This is a genomic window from bacterium (assembly GCA_019912885.1).
Classification (GTDB): Bacteria; Lernaellota; Lernaellaia; order JACKCT01; family JACKCT01; genus JAIOHV01.
Window position 1 is genome coordinate 1 of sequence record JAIOHV010000138.1, and the last position, 23,183, is coordinate 23,183.

The 23,183-nt window shown below is 62.7% G+C and carries 22 protein-coding genes; 5 read left to right on the forward strand and 17 right to left on the reverse strand.

Going from position 1 to position 23,183, the window contains the following annotated elements:
* On the forward strand, positions 1-805 hold an 805-nt coding region (locus K8I61_11325), incomplete at its 5' end, for an HAD-IC family P-type ATPase (protein ID MBZ0272619.1).
* 22 nt (positions 806-827) lie between these two features.
* Here K8I61_11325 and K8I61_11330 read toward each other — a convergent pair.
* The 7 genes from K8I61_11330 to K8I61_11360 all read right to left on the reverse strand — a co-directional run bounded on the left by K8I61_11330 (position 828) and on the right by K8I61_11360 (position 6,900).
* Positions 828-1,805 (reverse strand): tyrosine-type recombinase/integrase, encoded by a 978-nt coding sequence (locus K8I61_11330; GenBank protein ID MBZ0272620.1) that lies wholly within the window; start codon positions 1,803-1,805, stop codon positions 828-830.
* A 244-nt stretch (positions 1,806-2,049) separates the two neighbouring features.
* The gene (gene ptsP / locus K8I61_11335) at positions 2,050-3,810 is read right to left on the reverse strand and encodes a phosphoenolpyruvate--protein phosphotransferase (protein MBZ0272621.1); all 1,761 of its coding nucleotides are present in this window, start codon (positions 3,808-3,810) and stop codon (positions 2,050-2,052) included.
* A gap of 17 nt (positions 3,811-3,827) precedes the next feature.
* Complete coding sequence (locus K8I61_11340) at positions 3,828-4,079, reverse strand: HPr family phosphocarrier protein (GenBank protein MBZ0272622.1); 252 nt, start codon at positions 4,077-4,079, stop codon at positions 3,828-3,830.
* A 25-nt stretch (positions 4,080-4,104) separates the two neighbouring features.
* The gene (locus K8I61_11345) at positions 4,105-4,515 is read right to left on the reverse strand and encodes a PTS sugar transporter subunit IIA (GenBank protein MBZ0272623.1); all 411 of its coding nucleotides are present in this window, start codon (positions 4,513-4,515) and stop codon (positions 4,105-4,107) included.
* A 13-nt stretch (positions 4,516-4,528) separates the two neighbouring features.
* A complete protein-coding gene (rapZ, locus tag K8I61_11350) occupies positions 4,529-5,437 on the reverse strand; it encodes an RNase adapter RapZ (GenBank protein ID MBZ0272624.1) in 909 nt (302 codons plus the stop codon).
* Complete coding sequence (gene hprK / locus K8I61_11355) at positions 5,434-6,396, reverse strand: HPr(Ser) kinase/phosphatase (GenBank protein MBZ0272625.1); 963 nt, start codon at positions 6,394-6,396, stop codon at positions 5,434-5,436. The genes rapZ and hprK overlap by 4 nt, the downstream gene beginning before the upstream one ends.
* Positions 6,397-6,438: 42 nt before the next feature.
* Positions 6,439-6,900: a PTS sugar transporter subunit IIA gene (locus K8I61_11360; protein ID MBZ0272626.1), complete on the reverse strand. Its 462-nt coding sequence runs from the start codon at positions 6,898-6,900 to the stop codon at positions 6,439-6,441.
* 257 nt (positions 6,901-7,157) lie between these two features.
* Here K8I61_11360 and K8I61_11365 point away from each other — a divergent pair, with 257 nt between their 5' ends.
* The 3 genes from K8I61_11365 to K8I61_11375 all read left to right on the forward strand — a co-directional run bounded on the left by K8I61_11365 (position 7,158) and on the right by K8I61_11375 (position 9,275).
* The gene (locus K8I61_11365) at positions 7,158-8,054 is read left to right on the forward strand and encodes an EamA family transporter (GenBank protein ID MBZ0272627.1); all 897 of its coding nucleotides are present in this window, start codon (positions 7,158-7,160) and stop codon (positions 8,052-8,054) included.
* 141 nt (positions 8,055-8,195) lie between these two features.
* Positions 8,196-8,687, forward strand: a complete 492-nt coding sequence (locus tag K8I61_11370; protein MBZ0272628.1) for a VOC family protein — start codon at positions 8,196-8,198, stop codon at positions 8,685-8,687.
* An 87-nt stretch (positions 8,688-8,774) separates the two neighbouring features.
* Entirely contained in the window at positions 8,775-9,275 is a 501-nt protein-coding gene (locus tag K8I61_11375; protein MBZ0272629.1) for a VOC family protein, read from the forward strand.
* A 76-nt stretch (positions 9,276-9,351) separates the two neighbouring features.
* On the opposite strand, the gene K8I61_11380 is transcribed toward K8I61_11375, so the two are convergent.
* From K8I61_11380 to lptC, 6 genes are all read right to left on the reverse strand, one after another.
* Positions 9,352-11,889 carry a hypothetical protein gene (locus K8I61_11380; protein ID MBZ0272630.1) on the reverse strand — a complete coding sequence of 846 codons (2,538 nt, stop codon included), beginning with the start codon at positions 11,887-11,889 and terminating at the stop codon, positions 9,352-9,354.
* Positions 11,890-12,059: 170 nt separating this feature from the next.
* Positions 12,060-12,383, reverse strand: a complete 324-nt coding sequence (raiA, locus tag K8I61_11385) for a ribosome-associated translation inhibitor RaiA (GenBank protein MBZ0272631.1) — start codon at positions 12,381-12,383, stop codon at positions 12,060-12,062.
* A 20-nt stretch (positions 12,384-12,403) separates the two neighbouring features.
* Positions 12,404-13,846, reverse strand: a complete 1,443-nt coding sequence (gene rpoN, locus K8I61_11390) for an RNA polymerase factor sigma-54 (protein MBZ0272632.1) — start codon at positions 13,844-13,846, stop codon at positions 12,404-12,406.
* An 18-nt stretch (positions 13,847-13,864) separates the two neighbouring features.
* Positions 13,865-14,590, reverse strand: a complete 726-nt coding sequence (lptB, locus tag K8I61_11395) for an LPS export ABC transporter ATP-binding protein (GenBank protein ID MBZ0272633.1) — start codon at positions 14,588-14,590, stop codon at positions 13,865-13,867.
* The gene (locus tag K8I61_11400; protein ID MBZ0272634.1) at positions 14,580-15,254 is read right to left on the reverse strand and encodes a hypothetical protein; all 675 of its coding nucleotides are present in this window, start codon (positions 15,252-15,254) and stop codon (positions 14,580-14,582) included. The genes lptB and K8I61_11400 overlap by 11 nt, the downstream gene beginning before the upstream one ends.
* Positions 15,251-15,856, reverse strand: coding sequence for an LPS export ABC transporter periplasmic protein LptC (lptC, locus tag K8I61_11405; protein MBZ0272635.1), 606 nt, complete (start codon positions 15,854-15,856; stop codon positions 15,251-15,253). The genes K8I61_11400 and lptC overlap by 4 nt, the downstream gene beginning before the upstream one ends.
* A gap of 214 nt (positions 15,857-16,070) precedes the next feature.
* On the opposite strand from lptC, the gene K8I61_11410 reads away from it, so the two are divergent.
* Positions 16,071-17,837, forward strand: a complete 1,767-nt coding sequence (locus tag K8I61_11410) for a glycosyltransferase family 39 protein (GenBank protein MBZ0272636.1) — start codon at positions 16,071-16,073, stop codon at positions 17,835-17,837.
* On the opposite strand, the gene glgX is transcribed toward K8I61_11410, so the two are convergent.
* The 4 genes from glgX to K8I61_11430 all read right to left on the reverse strand — a co-directional run.
* A complete protein-coding gene (gene glgX, locus K8I61_11415) occupies positions 17,797-19,929 on the reverse strand; it encodes a glycogen debranching protein GlgX (GenBank protein ID MBZ0272637.1) in 2,133 nt (710 codons plus the stop codon). The genes K8I61_11410 and glgX overlap by 41 nt on opposite strands.
* Positions 19,923-21,119 (reverse strand): glycosyltransferase, encoded by a 1,197-nt coding sequence (locus K8I61_11420; protein ID MBZ0272638.1) that lies wholly within the window; start codon positions 21,117-21,119, stop codon positions 19,923-19,925. The genes glgX and K8I61_11420 overlap by 7 nt, the downstream gene beginning before the upstream one ends.
* Positions 21,120-21,453: 334 nt before the next feature.
* A complete protein-coding gene (locus K8I61_11425; GenBank protein ID MBZ0272639.1) occupies positions 21,454-22,008 on the reverse strand; it encodes a DUF1566 domain-containing protein in 555 nt (184 codons plus the stop codon).
* Between the two features lie 203 nt (positions 22,009-22,211).
* Positions 22,212-23,183, reverse strand: a 972-nt coding sequence (locus K8I61_11430; GenBank protein ID MBZ0272640.1) for a formylglycine-generating enzyme family protein, incomplete at its 5' end; no start/stop codon positions are given.

Consider the following 23,183-nt stretch of genomic DNA (forward strand, 5'->3'; position numbering starts at 1 on the left):
CGAGATCTCGCCGGGGCTCGGCCTTCGCGGGCGCGTCGCCGGCGCGCGCGTCGCGGTTGGATCGCCCGCATACGCGCGCGAAATCGGCATCGGCGCCGAGGCGCTGCGGGCGTCGATCGACGAGGCGGCGCGCGACGGGGAATCGGCCGTCGTCGTGGCGATCGACGGCGTCGCCGCCGGAACGATCGCCGTCTCCGATCCGCCCAAGGACGACGCGGCGCAAACGGTCGCGCGGCTTAGGGAGATGGGTTTTTCGGTCGCGATGCTGACGGGCGACGCGCGGCCGACCGCGGCTGCCGTTGCCGCGCGCCTGGGTATCGAGGACGTGATCGCGGAGGTTTTGCCCGACAAGAAGGCCGAGCGGATCGCGCAATTGCAGGACGAGGGCCGCGTTGTCGCGATGGTCGGCGACGGCATCAACGATGCGCCCGCACTGGCGCGCGCGGATCTGGGTATCGCGCTTTCCAGCGGGACCGACGTGGCGATCGAATCCGCGGACCTTGCGATCGTCGGGCCTCGGCTGATGACGGTCGTGACATCGATCGAGATCTCGCGGCGCACGCTATCGGCGATCCGGCAAAATCTCTTCTTTGCGTTCATTTACAATGTCGTCGGGATCCCGTTGGCGGCGGGCGGATTCTATCTGCTGACGGGAGGTCCGCTGCCGCCCACGTTCGCCGCGGCGGCGATGGCGGCCAGCTCCATTTCCGTCATTTCGAATTCACTGCGGTTGCGCCGCGCGTTCACGCGCGCGCCGGAAGACACCGGTACGCGCACGGCGGCGGTCGCCGGCGCCGAGGCGTGAGCAGACCGACCGAGCGCGCCGTTCAGTCCCTTACGTCCTTGGCGACCACGCGGACCGACAAGCGCCCGCCTGTGTCAAAATTTTCGAGCAGCCGTTTCTGGCGCTTGGGCGCGATGTCGCCGTAGAGGTGCGTCGTGATCGAAGAACTGTGACCGAGGATATCCTGCACGTCGGCGACCGGGCGGCCGCTGTTCAATAACATCGTCGCCAGCGTGTGACGCAAAACGTGCGGCGTGACGCGGCGCCGGATGCCGGCGGCCTTGCGTGCGCGATCGAAGATGTTCTCGACGGCGAAAATGGAAAGGCGCCCGCCGAAACGGTTCAGAAACAGCGCCGGCTCGGCCGCGTTCGCCGGCTCCCGGGTGGCCTTGTAGCGCCGGAGTGCCGCGATCGTTCTGTCGCTGTCGATGTGCAAGACGCGTTCGCGCGATTGACGTCCGACGACGCACAACGTCCGTTTCGCGAGATTGAGGCCGCCGATATCGAGCGCGGCCAGTTCACCGACACGCATACCCGAGGCGAAAAGCAGCTCGATCACGGCGCGATCGCGTATGGCGTTGCGATAAAGCAGCACGTCGCGCGCGCCGGCGTCTTCCTGGCGCTCGGCCAGGCGCTCGACCTCGGCCTCGAGATAATCGAGGAGGCGCTCGACATCGCCGATGTTCAGGATCTTGGGCATCGGGCGCGTGGCCGTCACGCCCGCGACGACGCCGACTGTCGGATTTGTGCCGATGCCGCCCAGATTCTCGAAGAAACCGAAAAACGCCTTAAGCGTCATCAGCTTTCGCCGGAGCGACGCGGGTTTCAGGCCGTCAACGTCCGATAATTGCTGCAAATATTTCTCGACGTGCGTTGAATCGATCGCATCCACCGCGCGGCCCTTGACGTACCCCGCGAACTGCAGAAGGTCGTACCGATACGCGCGAACCGTTTTTTCGGAAAGGCGCATCGAGTCCCGGCAGGCGTCGATGAATTGCGAAACGGACGTAGTCAGTGCCAACGGATCCCACCTGGCGCCCGTTCGTCCGTCCCTGACGATCCGCGCGGCGCTCCCCTTGAGTTTGCTTCCAAAATATAAATTAAGTTATTATGACATCTATGCAGCGAGTTTCGCCGAACTATGTCGATTAAATTGAACCTCCTCGTTTGTCAACTCCCTCACAGCGGCGATCCGGCGCATCGCCCATGCGTCCCGCACAACATACGCCGTTCGATAAGAAACCCGAATATTCGCGGGTGATAAGTTATCGAATCGTCCAATTGTATTGGTCGAAAACGTCAGGATACTCACGCATTAGTTCCGCGGCCATGAAGGCGCCGATTTCCTCCACGGTATCGAGCGCCATCACTTGCGCGGCAAAGCGTTCGGCGCGCGCGACGTCGATTCGCCGAAGCAGCTTCTTGACGCGCAACAGCGCGGGTGGATTCGAGGAAAGGTGCCGAACGCCAAGGCCGATGAGCAGCATGGTCATCTGGATATCGCCGGCCATCTCGCCGCACATGAAGGCCTGGATGCCCGCCTTGCCCGCGGCGTCGACCGCCATTTTCACCAGTCGCAAAACGGCCGGGTGCGTCTGGCGGTAGAGCTCCGCCACGTTTTCGTTGCCACGATCGACGGCGAGCGCGTACTGGATCAGATCGTTCGTGCCGATGCCGAAAAAACGCACCTCTTTCGCGAGGGCGTCGGCGATGAGCGCGGCGCTCGGGATTTCGATCATGATCCCGGTTTCGATATCGTCGGCGTATTCGATGCCCTCGAGTTCGAGTTCCTGGCGAACCTCTTCGAGCACGCCTTTCACCTCGCGCAATTCCCCCAGGCCGGAGATCATCGGGAACATGATGCGCAGGCGCCCGCGCACGGAGGCGCGCAACAGCGCGCGCAGCTGATCCTTGAAGACATCCTCGCGGCGCAGGCAATAGCGGACGGCGCGAAGGCCCATCGCGGGGTTGGCCTCGGGCGGCAAGCCGATGTCCGAAGCGACCTTGTCGAGGCCGAAATCGAAGGTGCGAATCGTGACGATGTGGTCCTTGCCGATCGCGCGCAGCAGATCGGAATAGATGCGGTACTGTTCTTCCTCGCCGGCCACGCCGCCGCGCCCCATGCAGATGAACTCGCTGCGGAACAGGCCGACATCGTGGATGCCGTAGCGGCGCATCAGTTCGATTTCCTGCGGCAGTTCCAGATTCGCCCACAGGCGGACCGGCGTGCCGTCGGCGGTCTGCGTGGGGCGGTCCTTCAGCTTCAGAAGCTCGCGCGCCTCCTCGTCGATCCGTCGCGATTTTTCCTGGTATTCGTCAACCTGCTCGATCGTGGGATGGACGATCACCTTGCCCTCGACGGCGTCCAGGATGACGACATCGCCCGTCTGGATGGTCGAGGTGGCGCGTTCGAGAGCGACAACGACGGGGATCTCCATGCCGCGGGCGAGGATGCAGGTGTGGCTTGTCGGGCCGCCCATGTCCATGGCGATGCCCTCGACGCTGCGAAAATCGATGACCGCCATGTCGCTTGGCGCGACGTTGTGCGCGATGAGGACGACGCCGACCGGCAGCGACTCCATCGAGTCCTGGTGCAGGCCCATGAGATTCCGCAGAAGGCGCGAACTGATTTCGTCGTACATGTTTGCGCGCGCCTCGCGCAGCGACTCCTCGTCGGTCGTCAGGGTGGCCTTGAGGTTGTCGAAGAGCTTCTTGACGGCCCACTCGGCGTTGATGCGCTCGGATTCGATGATCTGCTCGATTTGCGCGGCCAGCTCGCGATCCTCGACCCAGTGCATGTGCGCCTCGAGGATCTGCCGGTGCTCGTCGGGCATGTCGCGCGCCAGCAGCATGTCGAGCTGGTCGCGGCACTCATTGACGGCGTTGCGAAAGCGCCCGGTCTCGAAGAGCGTCATCTCCGGCAACACCATCCGCATGGGAACCTTGAGCTTGCCGCGATCAATCGCGTAGGCCAGGCCGACGGCGATCCCGGGCGATCCGACCGCGCCGCGCAACGTTCGCGTCACGGCACGATGCTCCGACATCACTCTTCGCCGAACTTGTTTTGAAACAGACTGGCCAGCGCGGAAACAGCCCGCGTGGCGTCCGGTCCGGACGCCTCGATGGTGATGGTCGAGCCGCGAGGCGCGATGAGCGTGGTGACGCTCATGATGCTCTTGGCGTTGGCCTCGCGGTCCGCGAGGCGCAGGCGTACGTCGCAGTCGAGATCGGCCATGGCCTTTACGATCTTCGACGCCGGGCGCAGATGCAAGCCCGCCATGTTGCGGACCTGCACGTCCTTCTGAATGACGCCGTCGCCGCTAATGGCCGATTCCCCGCAACAGATCGTTGGCGAGCGCCAGATGCTGGCGCCCCGTTTCGACCAGGTCGCGGACGATCTCGGCGAGCGGCCGGCCGTTCCGCGACTCGGCGAGCTTCAGGATCATGGGCAGATTCATGCCGGTGATCACCTCGACCTGCCCCTCTTTCAGCAACGTCAACGCCACGTTCGAGGGGGTGCCGCCGAACATGTCGGTGAAGATGATGACGCCGTCGCCGGAATCCGTTGCGCGCACCGCGGTCTCGATTTTTTCCGCGATCGCCTCGGGATCCTCGAGCGCATTGATCGCCACGCTCGCGGAATTTTCGAGGTCCTTGCCGAGAATCGTCTGCGTTGTCTGGATGAACTCGTCCGCGAGTCCGCCGTGAGCCACGATAACCATGCCGATCATTTCATTCCCTGCATTAATCCGCGTTCCCCCGATCCGGCGTGGGACGCGAAATTTCGTGATGACGATTGAGTTCGCGGTGAGTCACGGTGATGCGGTGGCGGCCGTCGGCGAGCAACCGGCCGAGCGCCTCGACGATCGCGACCGATCGATGGACGCCACCGGTACAACCCACCGCCACGGTGAGGTAGGCTTTACCTTCTTTTTCGTAGTACGGCAACAGGAAGCGAAGCAGGTTTCCGAAATTCTCGACCAGCTTTCGCGCCGCTTCGTGCGACAGAACGTAGTCCGCGACGTCCGGGTCAAGGCCCGTTCGGTCCTTCAGTTCCGGCACGTAGTAGGGGTTTGGCAGAAAACGCACGTCGATCACGAGATTCGCGTCGGTGGGCACGCCCTTCTTGGCGGAAAAGCTCATCAGCGAGACGTGCATCGGGTGCCGCCCGGTGACGGTGAAGCGCTCCTTCAGGATCCGTTTCAGATCGTGGATCGAGATCTTCGAGGTATCGATGACCATCGACGCCAGATCGCGCAGCCGGGCAAGCTGTTCGCGTTCCCGGGCGATCAACGCACGCAGGTCGCCGCCGTCGTCGTGGTCGAGCGGGTGGCGGCGCTTGGTGTCGGCGTAGCGGCGAAGCAGCGTGGCGTCGTCGGCGTCCATGAACAACAGCGAGATGTCGATGCCGTCCGCCCTCGCCTGGCGAAACGTTTCCTCGAACAGATCGGCGAACTCCGGCTCGCGCGCGTCCATGAGCAGCGCGAACCGCGAGAACTCGGTCGTGATGTGCGTCAGTTCCAGGAGCTTCGGCAGAAGCTGGAGCGGGAGGTTGTCGACGGCGTAATAACCGAGGTCCTCCAGGTCGTGCAGCGCCGTGTTCTTGCCCGATCCGGAAAGGCCCGTGACGATGACGACGGAAACGTCCTTCATTCGCCGTCCCCCGTGTCGTCGTCAACCGCGCCAAGCGAAATTCGTTCGAGCAGGCTCGCCTGAAACGACTGCGCCGCGTTGTAGCCTTCCATCTTCAGCAGATGATTGCGCGCGGCGACCTCGACGATCGCCGTCATGTTGCGGCCGGGGCGAACCGGCAGCGTCACCATCGGCATCTCCACGCCGAGAATCTGGTAGCTCTGTTCGTCAAGGCCGATGCGCTCATACTCCACCGCGTCCGTCCACTCCACGAACTTCACGACCAGGTGCACCTTCTTCAGGTCGCGGATCGCGCCGATGCCGAACATCTCCTTGACGTTGATGATCCCGAGGCCCCGGATCTCCATGTAGTACTTGGTGATGTCCGAGCCGCGGCCGTAGATCGCGTCCGGATCGACGCGCTGCAATTCCACGATGTCGTCGGCGACAAGGCGATGGCCTTTCAAAACGAGGTCGAGCGCGCATTCGCTCTTGCCGATCGCGCTCTTGCCCAAAAGCAGCACGCCGACGCCCGAGACGTCCATCAGAACGCCGTGCAACGTGGTGCGCCGCGCGAAACGGTTTTCGAGAAAATGCGTGAGCTTTTCGGTAAAGTCGTGCGTGGAGCGCTTGGTGCGCAGCACCGGCGTGCGCGATTCGCGCGCCAGTTCGAGGATGAGCTTGGGCGCCTCCATCCCCGCGGTCAGAACGCACACGCACACGCCCTTTCCGAAAAATTCGTTCAGGTTCGTGCGCGCGGTTTCGGGGTCCATGCGTTCGAGGTAGTCGATCTCGGCGCGGTCAAAGACCTGCACGCGCTGCGGCACGATGTGGCGCGTGTACCCGGCCAGGGCGAGTCCGGGGTTTTGCACGTGCGGGACACCGATCTTGTTGCCAAGGCCGATCTCGTCGGTGAGCGGCTTCAGCTCGAGATTCTCGGCCGCGGGGGCGACCAGTTCACGCACGCGCACAAAGGCCAAGGCTACGCTCCCTTGCCGCCACGCGGCGGCCGTCACGGCGCGTCACGCGGCTTCGTCGAAGGTCTCGATCGCGCGCATTATCCCGGCCGCGTCGCCCGACGTCAAAAGCGTGTTCCGCGCCGCGTCGTTCATCGCCAGACGATTGATGCGCGCCAACAGCGTCAGGTGCACGCTCACCGAATTTTCCGGCGCGACGATGACGAAAAACAGATGGGCGGGTTTCCCGTCCGCGCTGTCGAACTCGATGCCCTCGCTCGACCGGCCGACCGCCAGCAACACCTCGTCCAGGCCGGCCATCTTGGCGTGCGGGATCGCAACGCCCGCGCCGATGCCGGTGCTTCCGAGTTTTTCGCGGTCCTCGAGCACCTTTTGCACCGCGCGCGCATCGAGCCCGGGACGCGACTCGGCCAGCACCATCGCCAGTTCACGCAAGACCGCCGACCGCTCCTGGCCTTTGAGGTCGGCCACGATCCGGTTCGCGGAAAGAAAGTCCTGAATCTTCATGAGAATGTACGACCTTGCTCCAGAAGGGAAACGGCGGCGTCATCGTCCGATTTGGTGACGTCCCCGCCGCGCCGTTTTCGACGCGCGGGATTCCACCAAATCTTTGCCTTTGGAGCAACACCCGGCCGCTGACAATTTTATACGTCGAATCGCGGCGCGAACCCTTTCTCCTACAGGCGCGATTGCTCCCCGGGGGCGGGACGGTGAAGAATCCGGGTCCGTTTATTTTCGAAAGGCCGCGCATGATCGAACCCTCCATGTCCAAAACCGTTTTCTACGGCTTGTCCGCGACGGTGTGCCTCAGCCTCGGCCGTGGGTTGCAAAAATACGGCGTGGAGTCAATCGCGCACCCGGCGAGAATCTTTCGCGAAAAAGGCTACCGCTTTCGCTTTCTCGTGTGGTGCGCCGGCACCGCCGGCATGGTGGCCTCGACGTTCCTGACGTTCACCGCTTGCGCGTACGGTCCGGTTACGATCGTCGCCGCCCTGTCGGGCGTCGGGCTTGTCGCGCTCGCGATATTTGCCGCCTTCGTCTTGCGCGAGAAAATCGGCCGCGCGGAGATCCAGGCGATCGCGCTCATTCTGGCGGGAACCCTTCTCGCCGGATATTTCGAACGCTGGCCGCGATTCAAAAGCTACGGGTTCACGCCCGATACCGCCGCCGCTGTCTGGCCGGCGCCCGTTTCGTCCATTCATTTGCCCAACCTCGTCGTATTCGCGCTCGTCGCGGCGTCAATTTCGATCGCGCTCGTTTTCTGGTGCGTGCGTCACGGGTATCGCGGCGCGGGCGTGATCCTCGGCGGCGTGGCGGGCATCGGCGGCGGCATGTCGGTGTTTTTTCAGAAGGCGTGCATGATCCGCTGCACGTGCGACGACATCTTCGCCGACATCCCCGCCGCGCTGCGCAATCCGTTTTTCTACCTGTTCATCGCGACGGGCCTCGCGGATTTTGCGATCGTCCAGATCGCGCTCGCGAAGGCGAAAGCGGTCACCGTTGTGCCGAGCTATCAGGCGCTCTACATCATCATTCCGATCGCCGGCGGTGTCGCGGCTTATTACGACCAAGGCAACGCGATCCAGCTTGCCGGCATCGCGCTGCTGATTTGGGGCGTGGTCCGGATATCGGGATTTCTCGGAAGAAGCGAGATCGCGTAGCCGGTTACAGCAAACCAGCCGCGACCGACGTATGTTGACGCGGCGCCCGTCATTCCGGGACCCGGAACGGGGGCCGAAGAATGACACCGCAAACGCGCGCCGACAAACGGTCATGCGCTTCGCGCGAAAGGAAACACCGTCATGACGTCCGTATCCAACGCGAAAATTTTCACGTGCCTGTGGTACGCGCACGAAGCGGAGGAAGCGGCGAATTTTTATTGCTCGCTGTTTCCCGATTCGCGCGTCGACAGCGTCACCGCGCTTCCCGCCGACTCGCCAAGCGGGCCGGCGGGTTCGGTGACGATCGTCAACTTCACGCTCTTCGGCCGGCCGTTCCAGGCGTTCACCGCGGGCCCGCACCACGAATTCAACGACGCGATCTCGATCACCGTCATGTGCGACGATCAGGCCGAGGTCGACAAATACTGGACCGCGTTCCTGGAAAATGGCGGCAAGGCTCAGGCGTGCGGCTGGCTCATCGACCGCTTTGGCCTTCGCTGGCAGATCGTCCCGACCGCACTCGACCGCCTGATGGGCGGCGACGACCCGGCGGGCGCCCGGCGCGTCGCCGAGGCGATGCTGAAGATGGTGAAGTTCGATATCGAGGCGCTGGAAGCCGCTTACCGAGGCTGACCGAGATAACAGTAGCGCCGCGCCATGGCGCCATGCCGTATCGGAATGACGAAACGTCCGAAACGTCATCGCAAAGGAGGCCAAACGATGGCAACGGTCGCAAACGCAAGGTTCTTCCCGCATTTCTGGTACGCGGCCGAAGCGGAGGAAGCGGCGCAATTCTATTGCTCGCTCTTTCCGGATTCGCACGTCGATTCCGTCTTTGCCCTGCCCGCGGATACACCAAGCGGCCCGGCGGGCACGTTGAAGATCGTCCAGTTCACACTATTTGGAACTCCCGTTCAGGCGATGAGCGACGGCCGCCCGCATCACGAGTTCAACGACGCGATCTCGTTTGTCGTCAAGTGCGAGGACCAGGCCGAAATCGACAAGTACTGGGAGGCGTTCCTCGAAAACGGCGGCGAGCCGCAGGGCTGCGGCTGGCTCATGGACCGCTGGGGCGTGCGCTGGCAAATCGTCCCCGCGGCGCTCTACCGCTTCATGGTCAGCGACGACAAGGACGGCGCCAGGCGTGTTATCGAAGCATTGATGCCGATGGTGAAGATCGACGTCGCCGAGTTGGAGAAGGCGTATGCAAGCGTGAAATAAGCTTTGGTTAATTGGCCGCTGCGTCGGTTCGAACGGGTATTCGAAGCGGCGGGCTTCATTTGTCACAGTTCGTTAATCACGGATTGTCGCTATAACCTAGCGGATATGTCAGTACAATCGCTGTCGTACTCACGCCGTTTGACAGTTGTATCATGCCATTCGCGCCAAGAACGAAACCGGAACCGGTTCCGTGCGCGCGCGACAGTGTCGCAACCGTCCATTTTCCGGACATGTTCGTGGCGTATTTCGTCGCCCGGCCCGCGCCTGTTTTTTCTTCAAATACGATATGATGAAAACCGCCAGGACCGATACGCGCATAGACATTGCTCAGTGTTGCCCCTGTTTCGAGTAACTCGTAAATGCTGGATCCAACCCAGATTCCGGTCTCATTTTCGAGATGCAGCAGGACTGCCGGTGTCCCCCCGGACGTACGGGCTCCGACGAAATAGTGTAAATCTCCATTGGCGTCGAGCAACAACGCGCCGCGCTCTTTATTTGTCGAATAAGTGTCGGCGATCTTGGCGGTATTCCAATTCCCGCCATCGTTCGTTCCATATGCGAAACCGAAAGTCGGATCCTCATCGGCCAACATGGAAAATACGACATGGGCGATTCCGCTGCTATCTAGCGCCAAGGCAAGACCGCCATAATCAACCGCATCCGGTTCCGGTATAGGTATTGAGACAATATTCCACGTTCCGTTTTCATGAACCGCGAATCGCGGGTCGTAGTTGCTGGAGACGAGTTCGCAAAAAACTGTCGGGCGGTCGAATACGTCTATGTCAAATTCGCAATTTTCCGAATCGGGCATACCTGGTATCCCATTTTCGATCCACGTGCTCCCGTCGAAATATATGTATCGAAGTTTGCCTCTAGAAAACAGAACGTGCGTCTGATCGGCGGAATTGACGCGTACAATCGGATCGGCGCTGCTTTCGACGCTGGCATCGTTAAAAAGACGCTCTCTCATCCAGGCGCCGCCGACCTTCACCGCGGAGACGAATGCGTCCTCTTTGAGAGAACGAAAAAACAGGCGTGTCGCCCCTTGCCTATCTTGGTAAATTGCCGGTCGAAATGAAATTCTGTCACGGTCTTCGATCACCGTATTCGTCCACTGGCCCTGATTGCGTCTGGCATGATGGATTGAATAGTCGCTGCGCTTTCGATGCACGATGTGCGGGCGGCCACAAACGTCGAGGTCGATAGCGCTGTCGGATCCGCCATCTCCACCAGGTAATTCCTCGATCCAGGCACCCGTCGTATTCGTCACGTAGGCGAGCCCAACATTGTCTTTTGGATACGATACGTGAAGTGAACCGTTCCTATCGACCGTCGCCGCCATGGCCGGGCCACCATCCCACCAAGAGGCGATATCTTGAGTCGACGGTGTCGCCGACGGATTCCAAATGATTGCGTGTTCGTTTAACCAAAAGAATCCAACGTAACCATCGATGAGTTCGCGCGTGTAAGCCGCAATCGGTTTGCCCGAAGAGTCGAAGGCGGCACCGGTGCTTTGAAGGCGCTCGCCAGAATAGTCCTTAAAGAATTCGTACGCGAATCCGATGTCCACAATGGTGGACGTCCAAACACCCGCGTTCCGCGTGAACGATTGCAGAACCGAAACGATTCCGAGGCTCCCATAACCCGGCCACTCCGACGACGCCAGGACGTGAATATTGTCCGAACCATGAACCGCAATCGAAATATCGTCCCAATCGCCGGTCGCGACCTGTTGCACCTCCCAGGTCCCATCATGCGGGCGGGCGGCCCGTATGCCGCCGCCTGAATACGTGAAAACAACATGCGGTCGATCCTCCCGATCGATGGCGATGTCGTAAAAATAGGTCTCATTTCCGCAATCGATTGGCGTCGCCGTCCAACTTCCCTCGGCGTTCGTTAGATACATCAAGATTCCTGAAAGTGAACCGCCGGAAGCACCGCGGGTGTAGACGCCGTGGATACGTCCGGTTTGATCCGCGACGATTTTTGGCTTACCCGCCTCCATATCGAGTACCTCACGCGATACACCTGTCGTGTCCACTCGATCAACGGTCAACCACCCGCCGAATGAAGCCGCGACGTACGCGTCCTCAGGCGCCACGACCGCGACCGAAGGCACGCCGTATGCCGTCGTTGAAGCGCCGCCCGCGACAAATTCAAAAACAAGATCGGGATTTGAAAAGGTTGGGATCGGCAGAACGATGGTTTCGGGATTGACACACGACGAAGGGTCATAGACGCCCTCCCCCAGGTCGTCGTCACCGGAATCGTCATCGCAATCGTCGTCGCCGGTGTCGTCGTCCGCCGTATCGTCGTCGCCGGTGTCGTCGTCGCCGGTATCGTCATCGCCGGTGTCGTCGTCGCCGGTATCGTCATCGCCGGTGTCGTCGTCGCCCGTGTCGTCGTCCGCCGAATCGTCGTCGCCGGTGTCGTCGTCAGCGGTGTCATCGTCCGCCGTGTCGTCGTCGGTTGCCGCATCGTCGTCCGCCGCGATTGCATCTTCGTCGTCATCGTCGTCCCCACACGCGACGAACACGTTCGTCAACAGGAGCACGACCGCAAACATCGCCGTTACAACCGGAATACGGCGGTACAAATCCAATTGACGACACATGATGACCTCCCAACATAATTAAAAATCACACTTCCACGTTGAAGAGATTAAACCAATTTTTCGCGTAATCCAAATTGAATTCGCGGCCGTCGATTTGCCGATTGAAAAAAAACGGCGCCGCCTCGCTTTGAGCGGGGCGGCGCCGTTTCCGAAAGAATTTCGCTTGCGCGTTACGGGGTCACTTCCGGGACGTCCTTGCCGTTGGGGCGGTGGTCCTGGACCTTGTCCTTGGCGCGCTTGACCTGGCGTTCGATCTTGTCGAGCACGAGGTCGACGGCGGCGTACATGTCCTCTTCCTGGTCGTGGCCGTTGATCACGTTCCGTTCCGCGGACAGCGTCACCTCGACGTTGTTGCGGAACTTCTCCTGGCTCAAGACGACGTTCACGTCGATGGGTTCGTTCAGGTATTTCTTGAGCTTGCCCATTTTTTGCGTGACGTACTCCTTGAGCGCGTCGTTCGCCTCCATGTGCCGGAACGTGACGGAGATTCGCATGTTCTGACCTCCTTGGCGGTCTAAAAGGCGTTGCGTCGCTTCGTGGACGACGGAATGTGCATCATCTCGCGGTACTTCGTCACCGTTCGTCGCGCGATCGAAATGCCATGCCGCCGCCTGAGCAACTCCACGATTTCCTGATCCGAAAACGGTTTCTTGTCGTCTTCCTCCTGGATGAGGGTTTCGATGTGCGATTTGACGGCCTCGGAGGCGACCTGGTCGCCGCCGGTGGCGTCGATGCCGGAGTTGAAGAAGTACTTCAGCTCGTGCATGCCGTGGGGGGTGTGCATGTATTTGTTGGTCGTGGCGCGCGAAATCGTCGACTCGTGCATGCCGATATCCTCGGCGACGTCGCGCAGGATGAGCGGCGCGAGGTGCTTGACTCCCTTATCGAAAAATTCGCGCTGAAACTTCACGATGCTCTGCGCGACCTTGTAGAGCGTGCGCTGGCGCTGGTGGATCGAGCGGATCATCCACGCGGCGGACCGAAGGCGTTCCTGCACGTACTCCCGATCCTTGCCGCGAGCCCGGCCGTCGCCGTTGGTCAGCAGGTTCTTGTAGTAGGAGGAAATCCGCAGCCGGGGCATGCCGTCATCATTGAGCACGATGACGTATTCGTCGGCGATCTTCAGTACGTAAACGTCGGGCGTGATGATCTGCGCCGGATGGCCGCCGAACGGCCGGCCGGGGCGCGGCTCCAGGCGGCCGATCTGCTGGATCATGTCGCCAAGCTCGTCCATGGAGATCCTGAGCGCGCCGACGATGGCCTTGTAGTTGCGCTTTTCCAGGTCGGGCAGGTGATTTTCCACGACGCGGCGAAGCGCGAGGTTCTCGTTTCCGGCGAGGCGAAGCTGGATGAGAAGGCACTCGCGCAGATCGCGCGCGCCGACGCCCGGCGGATCGAATTCCTGAATCGCCAGCAGCGCCTCCTCGACATCGTCCTCGGACGCGGCCTGGGCGGCGGCGATCTCTTCGAGGGGCCGGCGAAGATAGCCGTCGTCGGAAAGCTCGTTCACGATCTGCCCGGCGATCGAGCGCAACGGCTCCTCCAGATCGCTCATCTGGAGCTGCCAGAGCAGGTGGTCGGCGAGCGTCTCGCCGCGCGAGAGGGGGGATTCGATCTCCTCGCGCTCCTCGTCCTCGTAAGACCCGCCCTGGTAGTCGTAGGTCGCCTGCTGCTCGATGTACTTGCGCCAGTCGATCTCCTTGACCGTGGAGGTCGTGGGGATTTCCTCGGCGGGCGCCTCGTTTTCCGCGATGCTGTCGGGCAGCGAATCGTTGACCGCTCGCGCCTCCTCGGCCTCGTCGATTTCCTCGAGGAATGGGTTTTCGAGCATCTCCTGCTGCACGGTTTCCGTAAGCTCCAGGCGCGTGAGCTGGAGCATCTTGATGGCGAGCTGAAGCTGCGGCGTGATGACGAGCGATTGCGTCAGCTTTTGCGTCAGTCGGAGGTCTTGCGTCATGAGCCGTTTCGTTCCCGCCTAAAGCCGGAACTTCTCGCCGAGGTAGATTTCCCGGGCTTTTTTCGATGCCGCGATCGTCGCCGGGTCGCCCTCCTCGAGGGTTCGTCCTTCATGAATAATATAAGCGCGATCGCAAATGCCAAGCGTTTCGCGGACATTGTGATCGGTAATCAGAACTCCGATATCGCGCTCACGAAGTTGCGCGATGATCGACTGGATTTCGGCCACCGCGATGGGGTCGATGCCCGCGAACGGCTCGTCAAGCAGGATGAACCGGGGCCTGGTGACGAGCGCGCGGGTGATTTCCACGCGGCGCCGCTCGCCGCCCGACAGGGCGTATCCCATCGACGTGCGGATGTGCGTGATGGACAGATCCTCGAGAAGTTCGTCCAGGCGCGCGGATTCCTCGCGGCGCGAAAGCCCGAGCGTTTGCAGGATCGCGAGGATGTTGTCCTCGACCGAGAGTTTGCGGAACACGCTCGGTTCCTGCGCGAGGTACGAAAGCCCCTTTCGCGCCCGGCGATACATCGGCAGGCGCGTGAGGTCGTCGCCGTCGAGCATGACGGACCCGGCGTCCGGCTGGTAGAGGCCGACGATCATGTAGAAATTCGTCGTCTTGCCCGCGCCGTTCGGGCCGAGCAACCCGACGACCTCGCCCGTCCTGACCTTGATCGAAACGCCGTCCACGACCTTGCGCGTCCCGAAGGACTTCTCGAGTCCGGTCGTGACGAGTTCACTGGTCATCCGCGCTCCCGGAATCGGCCGGCGGGTCCGTCGGCGGCGGCTGCGTCCGCAGTTGCTCGGCGCGCGGCCGCGCGCGGTCGGGAAGCTCGTTTTTGACGTCGCGGGGAATCACCGTGATGCGCACGCGGCGATTCGGCGAGCCGATCACCTCCACGCGCTCGGTATCCAGGTGAATCACGATCCGGCTGCCCTCCAGCGCGTCCTCGCCGGAGACGAAATTCGGGCTTCCCGTCATGACGACGGTCTGCGTTTTCTGGTCAAAGACGATCTGGTCGCCGGTAAAACGCCGTTCGTTCTGCACCAGCACGACGCGCCCGGCGGCGGTGATCGACGCGACGGTGACGTCGCCGCCCGTCAGCGCCGACAGGCCGCCCGCGGCGCCTTCGGAAGGCGCGGACGCGGCGGCGGGTTTGCTCCGGTCGTAAACGATCGTGACCATGTCCGCGTTCATCATGACGTCGCCCTGGACGGCGACCACGTTGCCGATGAATCTCGCCGTCTGCGTCTTGTTATCGACCTCCAGGCGGTCCGACGCGAGGTTGATCGGTTTCGAGGCGTCAAATCCGAAGTTTTCGACGTTTTGCGCCCACGCGAGGCGGGGCGCAAGCGCGATCGCAAGGGACGGTACGATCACCAACAACAACGCGACCACACCGCGCCTCATGACGCCGCGTCCTTCTCGGCCGCGCCGGATGCGGCCTTCAGCTTTTCCATGTCCCAGATGACCGCCGTGACGCCGCCCTCGACCTCCACGATCTCGTCGCCGAGGTGCATGGTGAGGCTGCCGCCGCCGGCGGAAAGGCCCGGACCCTTCACGAAAACGCGTTCGGGCGCGCGGATCTCGTCGTCGGCATGGCCGTAGGTGACGCGGTCGGTTCGGAGCGTGTATCCGAGCGTCGAGACGGCGCGCACGCCGCCGTTGATTTCGACGTTCTGCGTATCGGTATGCATGACCGCGGCGGGGCCAGTGACGCGGACGTTGCCGTCCTTGCCGGTGTGGAAAACAGCCTCGACATCGTGAACGGTGACGAGTTCACCCGTCTGTCTGTATTCGCCCGACCGGGCTTTCAGCTCCCACACGACGCGATCGCCCTCCGTTCGCGTGTACGTAAATTCCTCGGCGCTGGCGTAGGCCCCTTCCTCGCTGGCCTTCTCCAGATCCACGACGTTTTTCGGACCGCGAATCTCGCGGCCAAGGCGGATCGCCAGCACGGCGAGAACCGCGCCGAGCGTCACCAGGATCCAGACTCGCCGTTTGCCGTTCAATCGATTTCACCCTAGCACTTCGCGTGCCAAACCGCCAGAAAAAACGCTCCCGTGGGGAATCGGGAATGCGGAATTCCAGATTTGCAATTCGCGTTTGACAGGCCTTCCCAATTCCGAATTCCCAATTCCTTTAAGGTATCGCGCACTTCCGGGCCCGCAGGGGGCTTGAAACGCCGCGAAACGCACCCCAACATGGCGCGCCGTGACCACAAAAATGCCTGTCGAAGACACCGGGCCCGGCGGGGCGCTCTGCGCGATTGCGTGGATCGTCGCCGCTATCGGCCTTTTGATGCGCCTTGCGATCGCGTTGACGCTGCCGATGTTCGAAAGCGATTCGATCGCGTTGTTCACCGCGGCGCGTGATTACCTTGACGGGCAACCGATGTCCATGGCGCACACCGTCGTCGTGGAGTTGTACGCGCGTCTGTGGCAGATCGCCGGGACGTCGCTTTTTGTCGCGCGGATTCCCGATCTGTTTGCCGGCGCGGCACTTGTTTTGCTCGCCGCGGATATCGCCACGCAGCGCGCGGGCAAGCTCGCCGGCGCCTTGGCCGCGATGCTCGCGTCGACAACGTCTCTTGCGGCGATCTTCGGTTCGATCGCCAAGCCATACGCGTTGCTGTCGTTTTTCATCCTCGCGGGAATCTGGGCGTGGGACCGCGCGGTGCGCGATGCGGACCGGCGCGTGGCGGTGTCGATCGTTTCGGGGCTCCTCTTGGGGCTTGCGTTCGGTTGCCACACGTTCGCGGCTTTTGGCGCGTTTCCGCTGGCGTGGTTTGGCGTCCGTTCCGTGGGGGGAAGCCTGGGCGCGAAGCGGCTTCGTCTTCCGACCCTGGTCGCCGGGCTTTCTTTCGGCGTGGTGGCCGGCGCGCTCATCGCGTGGCGGCTGCCGACGTTCGGCTGGTCGATCTTCAACGATTTTGTCTCGGACTGGCGCTTCGATATCGCAAAAATGGTGTGGTCCGCGCGATGGGAAGGGCTGACCAATATCTTTTCGATCTCGCCATTTCTTCTTGCGCCCGGCGTCGGCGCGTTTCTCGCCCGGCCGCGCGATAAACGCGAATGGCCGATCGGAACCTACCTTGCCCTTCTGATCGCCGCGAACGTCGTTTTGTACCTCGCCAATCCCGTCAATCATTTCCCGCGCGTGCTCATGCCGTCGATGGCGCCCGTTGCTGTGTTCGCGGGTATCGGGCTTGCCCATGCGGTGACGCGCCGCCCCTCGGCGTTCATCGCGTTTTTCGTGCAGGTGACGATCTCCGCGTTCATGATCGTCGTCGAGACGCGCTCGGGACGCCCGCTTGTCGCCGGGTTCGTGCATTTGGTGAAACCGCCGGCTGTCTTGCTGGCGATCGTCGCGTGCGCCTCGCTGGCGTACGCCGCCGCGCGTTTTGGCCGCAAGCGCGAGCGCGAGGGATTCGTCACACCGATCCAGCCGGTGATGCTGGCCGCGGCCGGCGTCGGCGCGCTCGTTTTCGCCGGCACGCACGCGCACGCGACGCTCGATCGGCAAGTCGCGTATTTTCAGGGGCGCCTTGCCGCGGTTCAGGCGTGCCAGACGGACAGCGGCACGGCCGGCGGCGGCGATGTCGCGCTTTTGCTTTTGGGTGGGGAGAACAACTACGCGTGGGTCACCGATCTGCCGGAGGCGAATCTCGCGGCGGCGTTCAGCAACGACGTGCTTTCCGGGCTGCAATCGGCGCGGGTGACGTGCGTTGTCGTGTCGTGGAAAGACCCGGAAGGCGAACAGGCAATGCTGGCCGAATTCGCGCGGTCGCGCGGGCTGGCGATGCTCGCAGAACGCAACGTCTTCCTGGAGCTCGAGGATACGCCGGTGGTACGCACGCTATACGCGAACGAGCACTTCGCCACCTACGCGCTGCCGCAATATGTTCCGGGCGACGGCCGAACCGCCGAGCGCCTGCGTGCATTTTCGCCGCCTATCCGCTCGCGCCTGTGGTCGATTCCGGACGGCGCATGAGGCTTCGGAGCGCGATCACGGATTTCGGAGGGATCGAAAGCACACTTGCCGCGCGGTGAATCTCGAGCGGTTCGTCGTCGCCGGGGAAATCTCCGGGCGCGATGCGCGATGTGTCGAAGACAAGCCGCCAGACACCGTCGTTCGGCGTTTCGGGCAGCGTCAGGTCCACGCGCGCGTCGCCCATGTTGACGAGCACGAGGTGATCGTCATCGTCGGGCCGATTCGGGCCGGTCGCGGCGCGGCCGTCGAGCAGGAAGCCGAGAAATCTCGCGTTGCCGTCTCGCCAGTCCGGTGACCGGCCGTTCGCCCCGATCCATCGGATGTCGAAATGCGTTTTCAGGGCGCCCTCGCCGTCGAAAAACGACGGCCGGCAAAAAGCGGCGTGACGCAGCCGGTAGTCGATCAGGCGACGCAAAAAACGGCCGGTTTCGTCCGGCGAGGGTCCGTTCCAGTCGAACCACGAAATCTCGTTATCCTGACAGTAGGCGTTGTTGTTGCCGCGTTGCGTGCGCCCGATTTCGTCCCCGCCGAGCACCATGGGAATCCCCTGCGACACGAAAAGCAGCGCGAGCAGATTCTTGCGCGCGCGCCCTCGCGCGGCGCGAATCGAGGCGTCGTCCGTCGGCCCTTCGGCGCCCCATCCGGAAGCGTGATTCTGGTTTTCGCCGTCGCGGTTGTCCTCGAGATTCGCCTCGTTGCGCTTTTGCTCATACGACGTGAGATCGGCGAGCGTGAAGCCGTCGTGCGCGGTGACATAGTTGACCGCGTGGCGCGGCGTGCGCGACTCGCCGAAAAGGTCCTCGCTGCCGCCGATGCGATACGCCAACTCGCCGACAAGGCCGCGTTCGCCGCGAACGATGCGTCGCGCCACGATTTTGTATCGTGAATTCCATTCGGCGTACGGCGGCGGAAATCCTCCGAGACGAAACCCGTTCGGCCCCAGATCCCAGGGCTCCACGATGAGCTTTTTCCCGCGCAGCACGGGGTCGTTTGCGATCTCAGTCAAAAGCGGCGCGGCCGGATCGAACTCGTCGGGGTTGCGGGCCAGCGTCACGGCGAGGTCGAAGCGAAATCCGTCGATGCGGAACGCCGTCGCGAAATGCCGCAGCGAATCGACGATCATGCGGCGCACCGCCGGATGCGCGACGTTGAGCATATTCCCGCAGCCGGTGACGTCGCGGTACGTGCGCAGGGATTTCGGATCGAGCGCGTAGTAAACGGAATTGTCGATGCCGCGAAACGCGAACGTCGGGCCGAGACGGTTGCCCTCGCACGTGTGGTTGTAAACGACATCGAGAATCACCTCGATGCCCGCGCGATGCAGCTCGCGCACGAGAGTCTTGAACTCGCGCACCGCGGCGCCGGGCGACGCATCCGCCGCGAATCGCTGATCCGGCGCGAAGTAGCCTAGCGTCGCGTAGCCCCAGTAATTCGTGAGGCCCTTCAACGCCAGATGGTGCTCGTGTCCCGTCTCGTGGATCGGCAAAAGCTCGACGGCGGTCACGCCCAGATCGCGCAGATGCCCGATCTTTTCGATGAAGCCAACGTAGGTTCCGGGCGTCGCCACGCCGGACGACGGATGCGCCGTGAAGCCCTTGAGGTGCGTTTCGTAGATGACCAGCCTCTCGGCCGGATGATCCGGCGGCGCGACGCCTTGCCAGTCGAAGGCGTGATCGACAACAACGCACTTGGGCGCGCGCGCATCGTTGGGGCGCATATCCGGCACAAACTTCTCGCCGTCGAGCGGGCGGCGGTAGTCGAAGTGCATTTCGCCTTCCCAGTCGTGCTTGCCGATGAACGCATCCGCGCATGGATCGGCGAGCAGCTTGTGTGGATTGAAACGAAGGCCCTTATCGACATCGTACGGCCCGCCGACGCGGTAGCCATACAACGCGCCCGGGCCGACCTCCGGCACGAACGCGCGCCAGATATGATCGTCGCCGCGAGAAAGCGGAAGGCGGCGGCGGGGTTCGGCGCTGTCGGCGCGATTGAACAGGCACAGCTCCACGCGTTGCGCATTTTCGGAGCGCAGCGCGAAATGCGTGCCGCCGTCTTCCGGCGACGCGCCGAGCCGGTCGCGATCCGTCACCATTTGCGGGGCCGGCGCGACTCGCGAAAGGGAAGATCGGCAAGGAACGCGAGAATGCGTTCGCCGCGCGTCTTCCACGTGTAGGTCGTCGCCTGATGAAGCGCCGCCAGATGTTTGCGGCGGAACATCGCGTCGTCATCGAAAGAGGCGATGAGCCCGGCCACGAGCGCGTCCTCGTCGCCCGCGGGAAAAAATATGGCGGCGGACTCGTCGGCGAAGATCTCGCGAAACACCGGCAGGTCGGGCACGACGGGGATGACGCCCGCGGCGAGGTAGTCAAACACCTTCATCGGGCTTGAGACGTAGCGGTTGAAAAAGACGTCCACGAACGGCACGGCGCCCACGCGGCAACTCGCCAGGCGCTCGGGCAGTTCGCCGGGCGGCACAAACCCCTCGAAGATGACGCGCGATCCGACGCCGAGGTTTCGCGCCGCCTCGGCGAGCGGCGCGACGCGTTCGCCCTGGCCAAAGATCTTCAGGCGCGTGTCGCCCGGCATGCGCGCGAGCGCGCGGATGATGGAGATGACGCCCTTGTGCGCATCGAGCGCGCCGACGTAGGCGATGTCGCGCCGGCTGTGCGATCCCTCCGGATCGGCGAGCGCGCGCGCGGCGGTGCCCGCGGCGAGCACGCGCCCGGAGACGGGCCGCGTTTTTTGCAGGAGATCCGCGAGTCCCTGCGTCAGGGTGATGACGCCGTCGGCGCGCTCGACGACGTATTTCTCAAGCGGAACGCGCCTGCGATGACGCGCAATCTTCGCCGCGGGGAAAAACGCCTGATCGCGCGCGTCCTCGGAAAAGCCGTAGACGTTGTGCATCTCGTACACGACAAGGCCCGGATAGCGATCGCGCACGAGGCGCGCGGCGACCTTGAGATCGCGGCAGATCACCGCGCCGGCGTGGGAGCGCTCGGCTATTTTCGACGCGCGCTTTCTCCACGGCGCGCCCCAACTCGGGCGAAACGGGCCGATCTCAAGTCGCGTCGCGAGGGGATGGCGCATCGACAGTCCCGGGTGCCCGGCCAGCCCCAACCACGCCAGCACGTGCAGATCGACGTCATCCCCCTTGGGTACGATCAGAACGCACTTCGCCCCCGCCTCGGCGATGCCGCGCGCGGTATTGGCGACAAACGCCGAACCGGCCTCGCGCGTTCCGAAGGGCTGCGTGTGGATGTAGGCGACCGTTTCGATTGGCATGGCGACCCGAAATAAGGCGGAGAACGTAGTCAATTTGGAAACGAATGCCAACGGATCGGGAACGCCGAACCCCAACTTCGCGAGCCGCCGGCTCGTGTCGATGTGGCGAAGATATAGTCCGAAGCACACCTTCGGTGCGCGTGTTAATAAGCAGGTGAGGACACCTGCGGTCCCGGGGTGTCGCCCCGCGGTGTCGCGCGCCGGTGTGGTCTTTGGAGGCGGTTCGACTCGCGAGCGACGTTTCGCGTCCGAACAATCCGGGCGGTTAATCGCCGGACGCGCCGGGATGACCAATTAACCAAATCACCGAGTCATGAGCCTCACGGTCGGCTGACTAACGAACACAGCGCACGTGGAGGCCGTCGCCGCGGCCGCCGCTGTCGACGCCGGCGTCGTCGAAATAGACGAACCACATGTAGCCGTCTTCGTCCGCGACCTGCGAAGACGACCAATACCAATCGATATCGCCAGACATTCCATTTGGCCAGTAAGCCCCGTCCGATCCCGGGCCTTCCAGATATTCGCAACCCCTGCAGGCATTGCTCGAACAGTCTGAATCCGTGCAGGCATCGGTTACGGCACAGAAACCGACTCCCGGTTCGGTCGCGTCGCAGCCGCGAACCAGGGAACGCAGTTCGCTGATGGTCGGCAAACGCCAGTCGTCATGGCCGTCAAGGTCCAGGTTCTCGCAATACTCGATGGCTTCCTCCCAGTTCAACGATTTGCCCAACGGCGGGTCCTGCCAGGTTAGACCGGACGAAGAATCCGTCCACGTGCCGCCGGTGGCATCATCATCGTCGTCGTCATCGTCGCCGCACGAGCAGGAGACCTGAAATCCAAAACCCAGGAAAAGCACCGCCAATACCATCGACAAGCGAAACTTTTTCATCAAGGCCTCCTCATAAACCTGTTTGGCTTGATTGTATTCGTCCGCAGCCATGCAACGGCCGACGTCACGCCAGGCTGATCATGCGTTCGCGCTCGGGAGGGGTTCGGCGTTTCCGGGGCCGAACCGGGGTTCGGCGTCCCCAGGCGTCGCGACGCGAGCCGAACCGCAACTCCGCGCGGCCAACTGTTCAAGCATCCAAACGCTCAGGGCAACGTCCTGACAAGGCGGAAGCCCACGTCGTCGACGCGGACGCTGGGGTAGTTATCGAAGCGGTGCGCTGAACGGCTGTAAAGCGCTATGTGATCCCAGCAACCGCCGCGTCGCGCCCGGTACGAGCCACCCGCGGGCCCCTCGGGATCCGTTACCGTACCGGGATAGATGCCATGCCAATCCCACGCCCACTCCCTTACATTGCCGCTCATGTCGTACAAGCCCCAATTGTTCGGCAACTTCTGGCCGACCACCTCCGTCGTGCCGTTGTCGTTGCCGCAATACCACCCAATCCAGTTTAGAACAGGGTCAATCGGCGTGCAGCCGGACTGTGTAATCGGACCGTAATAAAAAGCCGTCGTCGTTCCGGCGCGAGCAGCATATTCCCATTCCGATTCGGTTGGCAGGCGAAAGCCCTCGCAATCGTAAACCGAAGATACTCCGTAGGGGCCGACGTTCGCCGAGTTGATCCCCCGCCGCGTGGTATTCATGCAGGACATGTATTGCGGACCCGCATATGTGCCGTCCTCGCAGGACACCTGGAGGAAGAGGTAGCAAGGAGAGAATCCCTCCGAGATGGAAAGCTGGTTCGCGTACGCCGCGGCGTCGTACCAACTGACGGTCTCGACCGGGCAGTCGTCGCCGCAGTCCGCGCCATTACCGTTGGGACCAAAATAGCTGGGGTTCCAGCCCATTACCGATTCGAACTCGGCTTGCGTCGTTTCGTCGATGCTCATCTCAAAATCGTTGGTCAGCGTCACCTGGTGCTGGGTTTCGTCCGAACTCCGCCCCGGTTCGTCGGCCGGGCTGCCCATGATGAAGGCGCCGGAGGGGATTTCGACGAAGCCGGGAGTGATCCCGCCGCCGGGCGTCGTGGTCGTGGTCGTCGAGGTCGTCGTCACAACTGTCGTCGTGGTGGTCGGCTGAGATGTTGTGGTGGTGGTCGTTGTGGTGGTCGTCGTCGT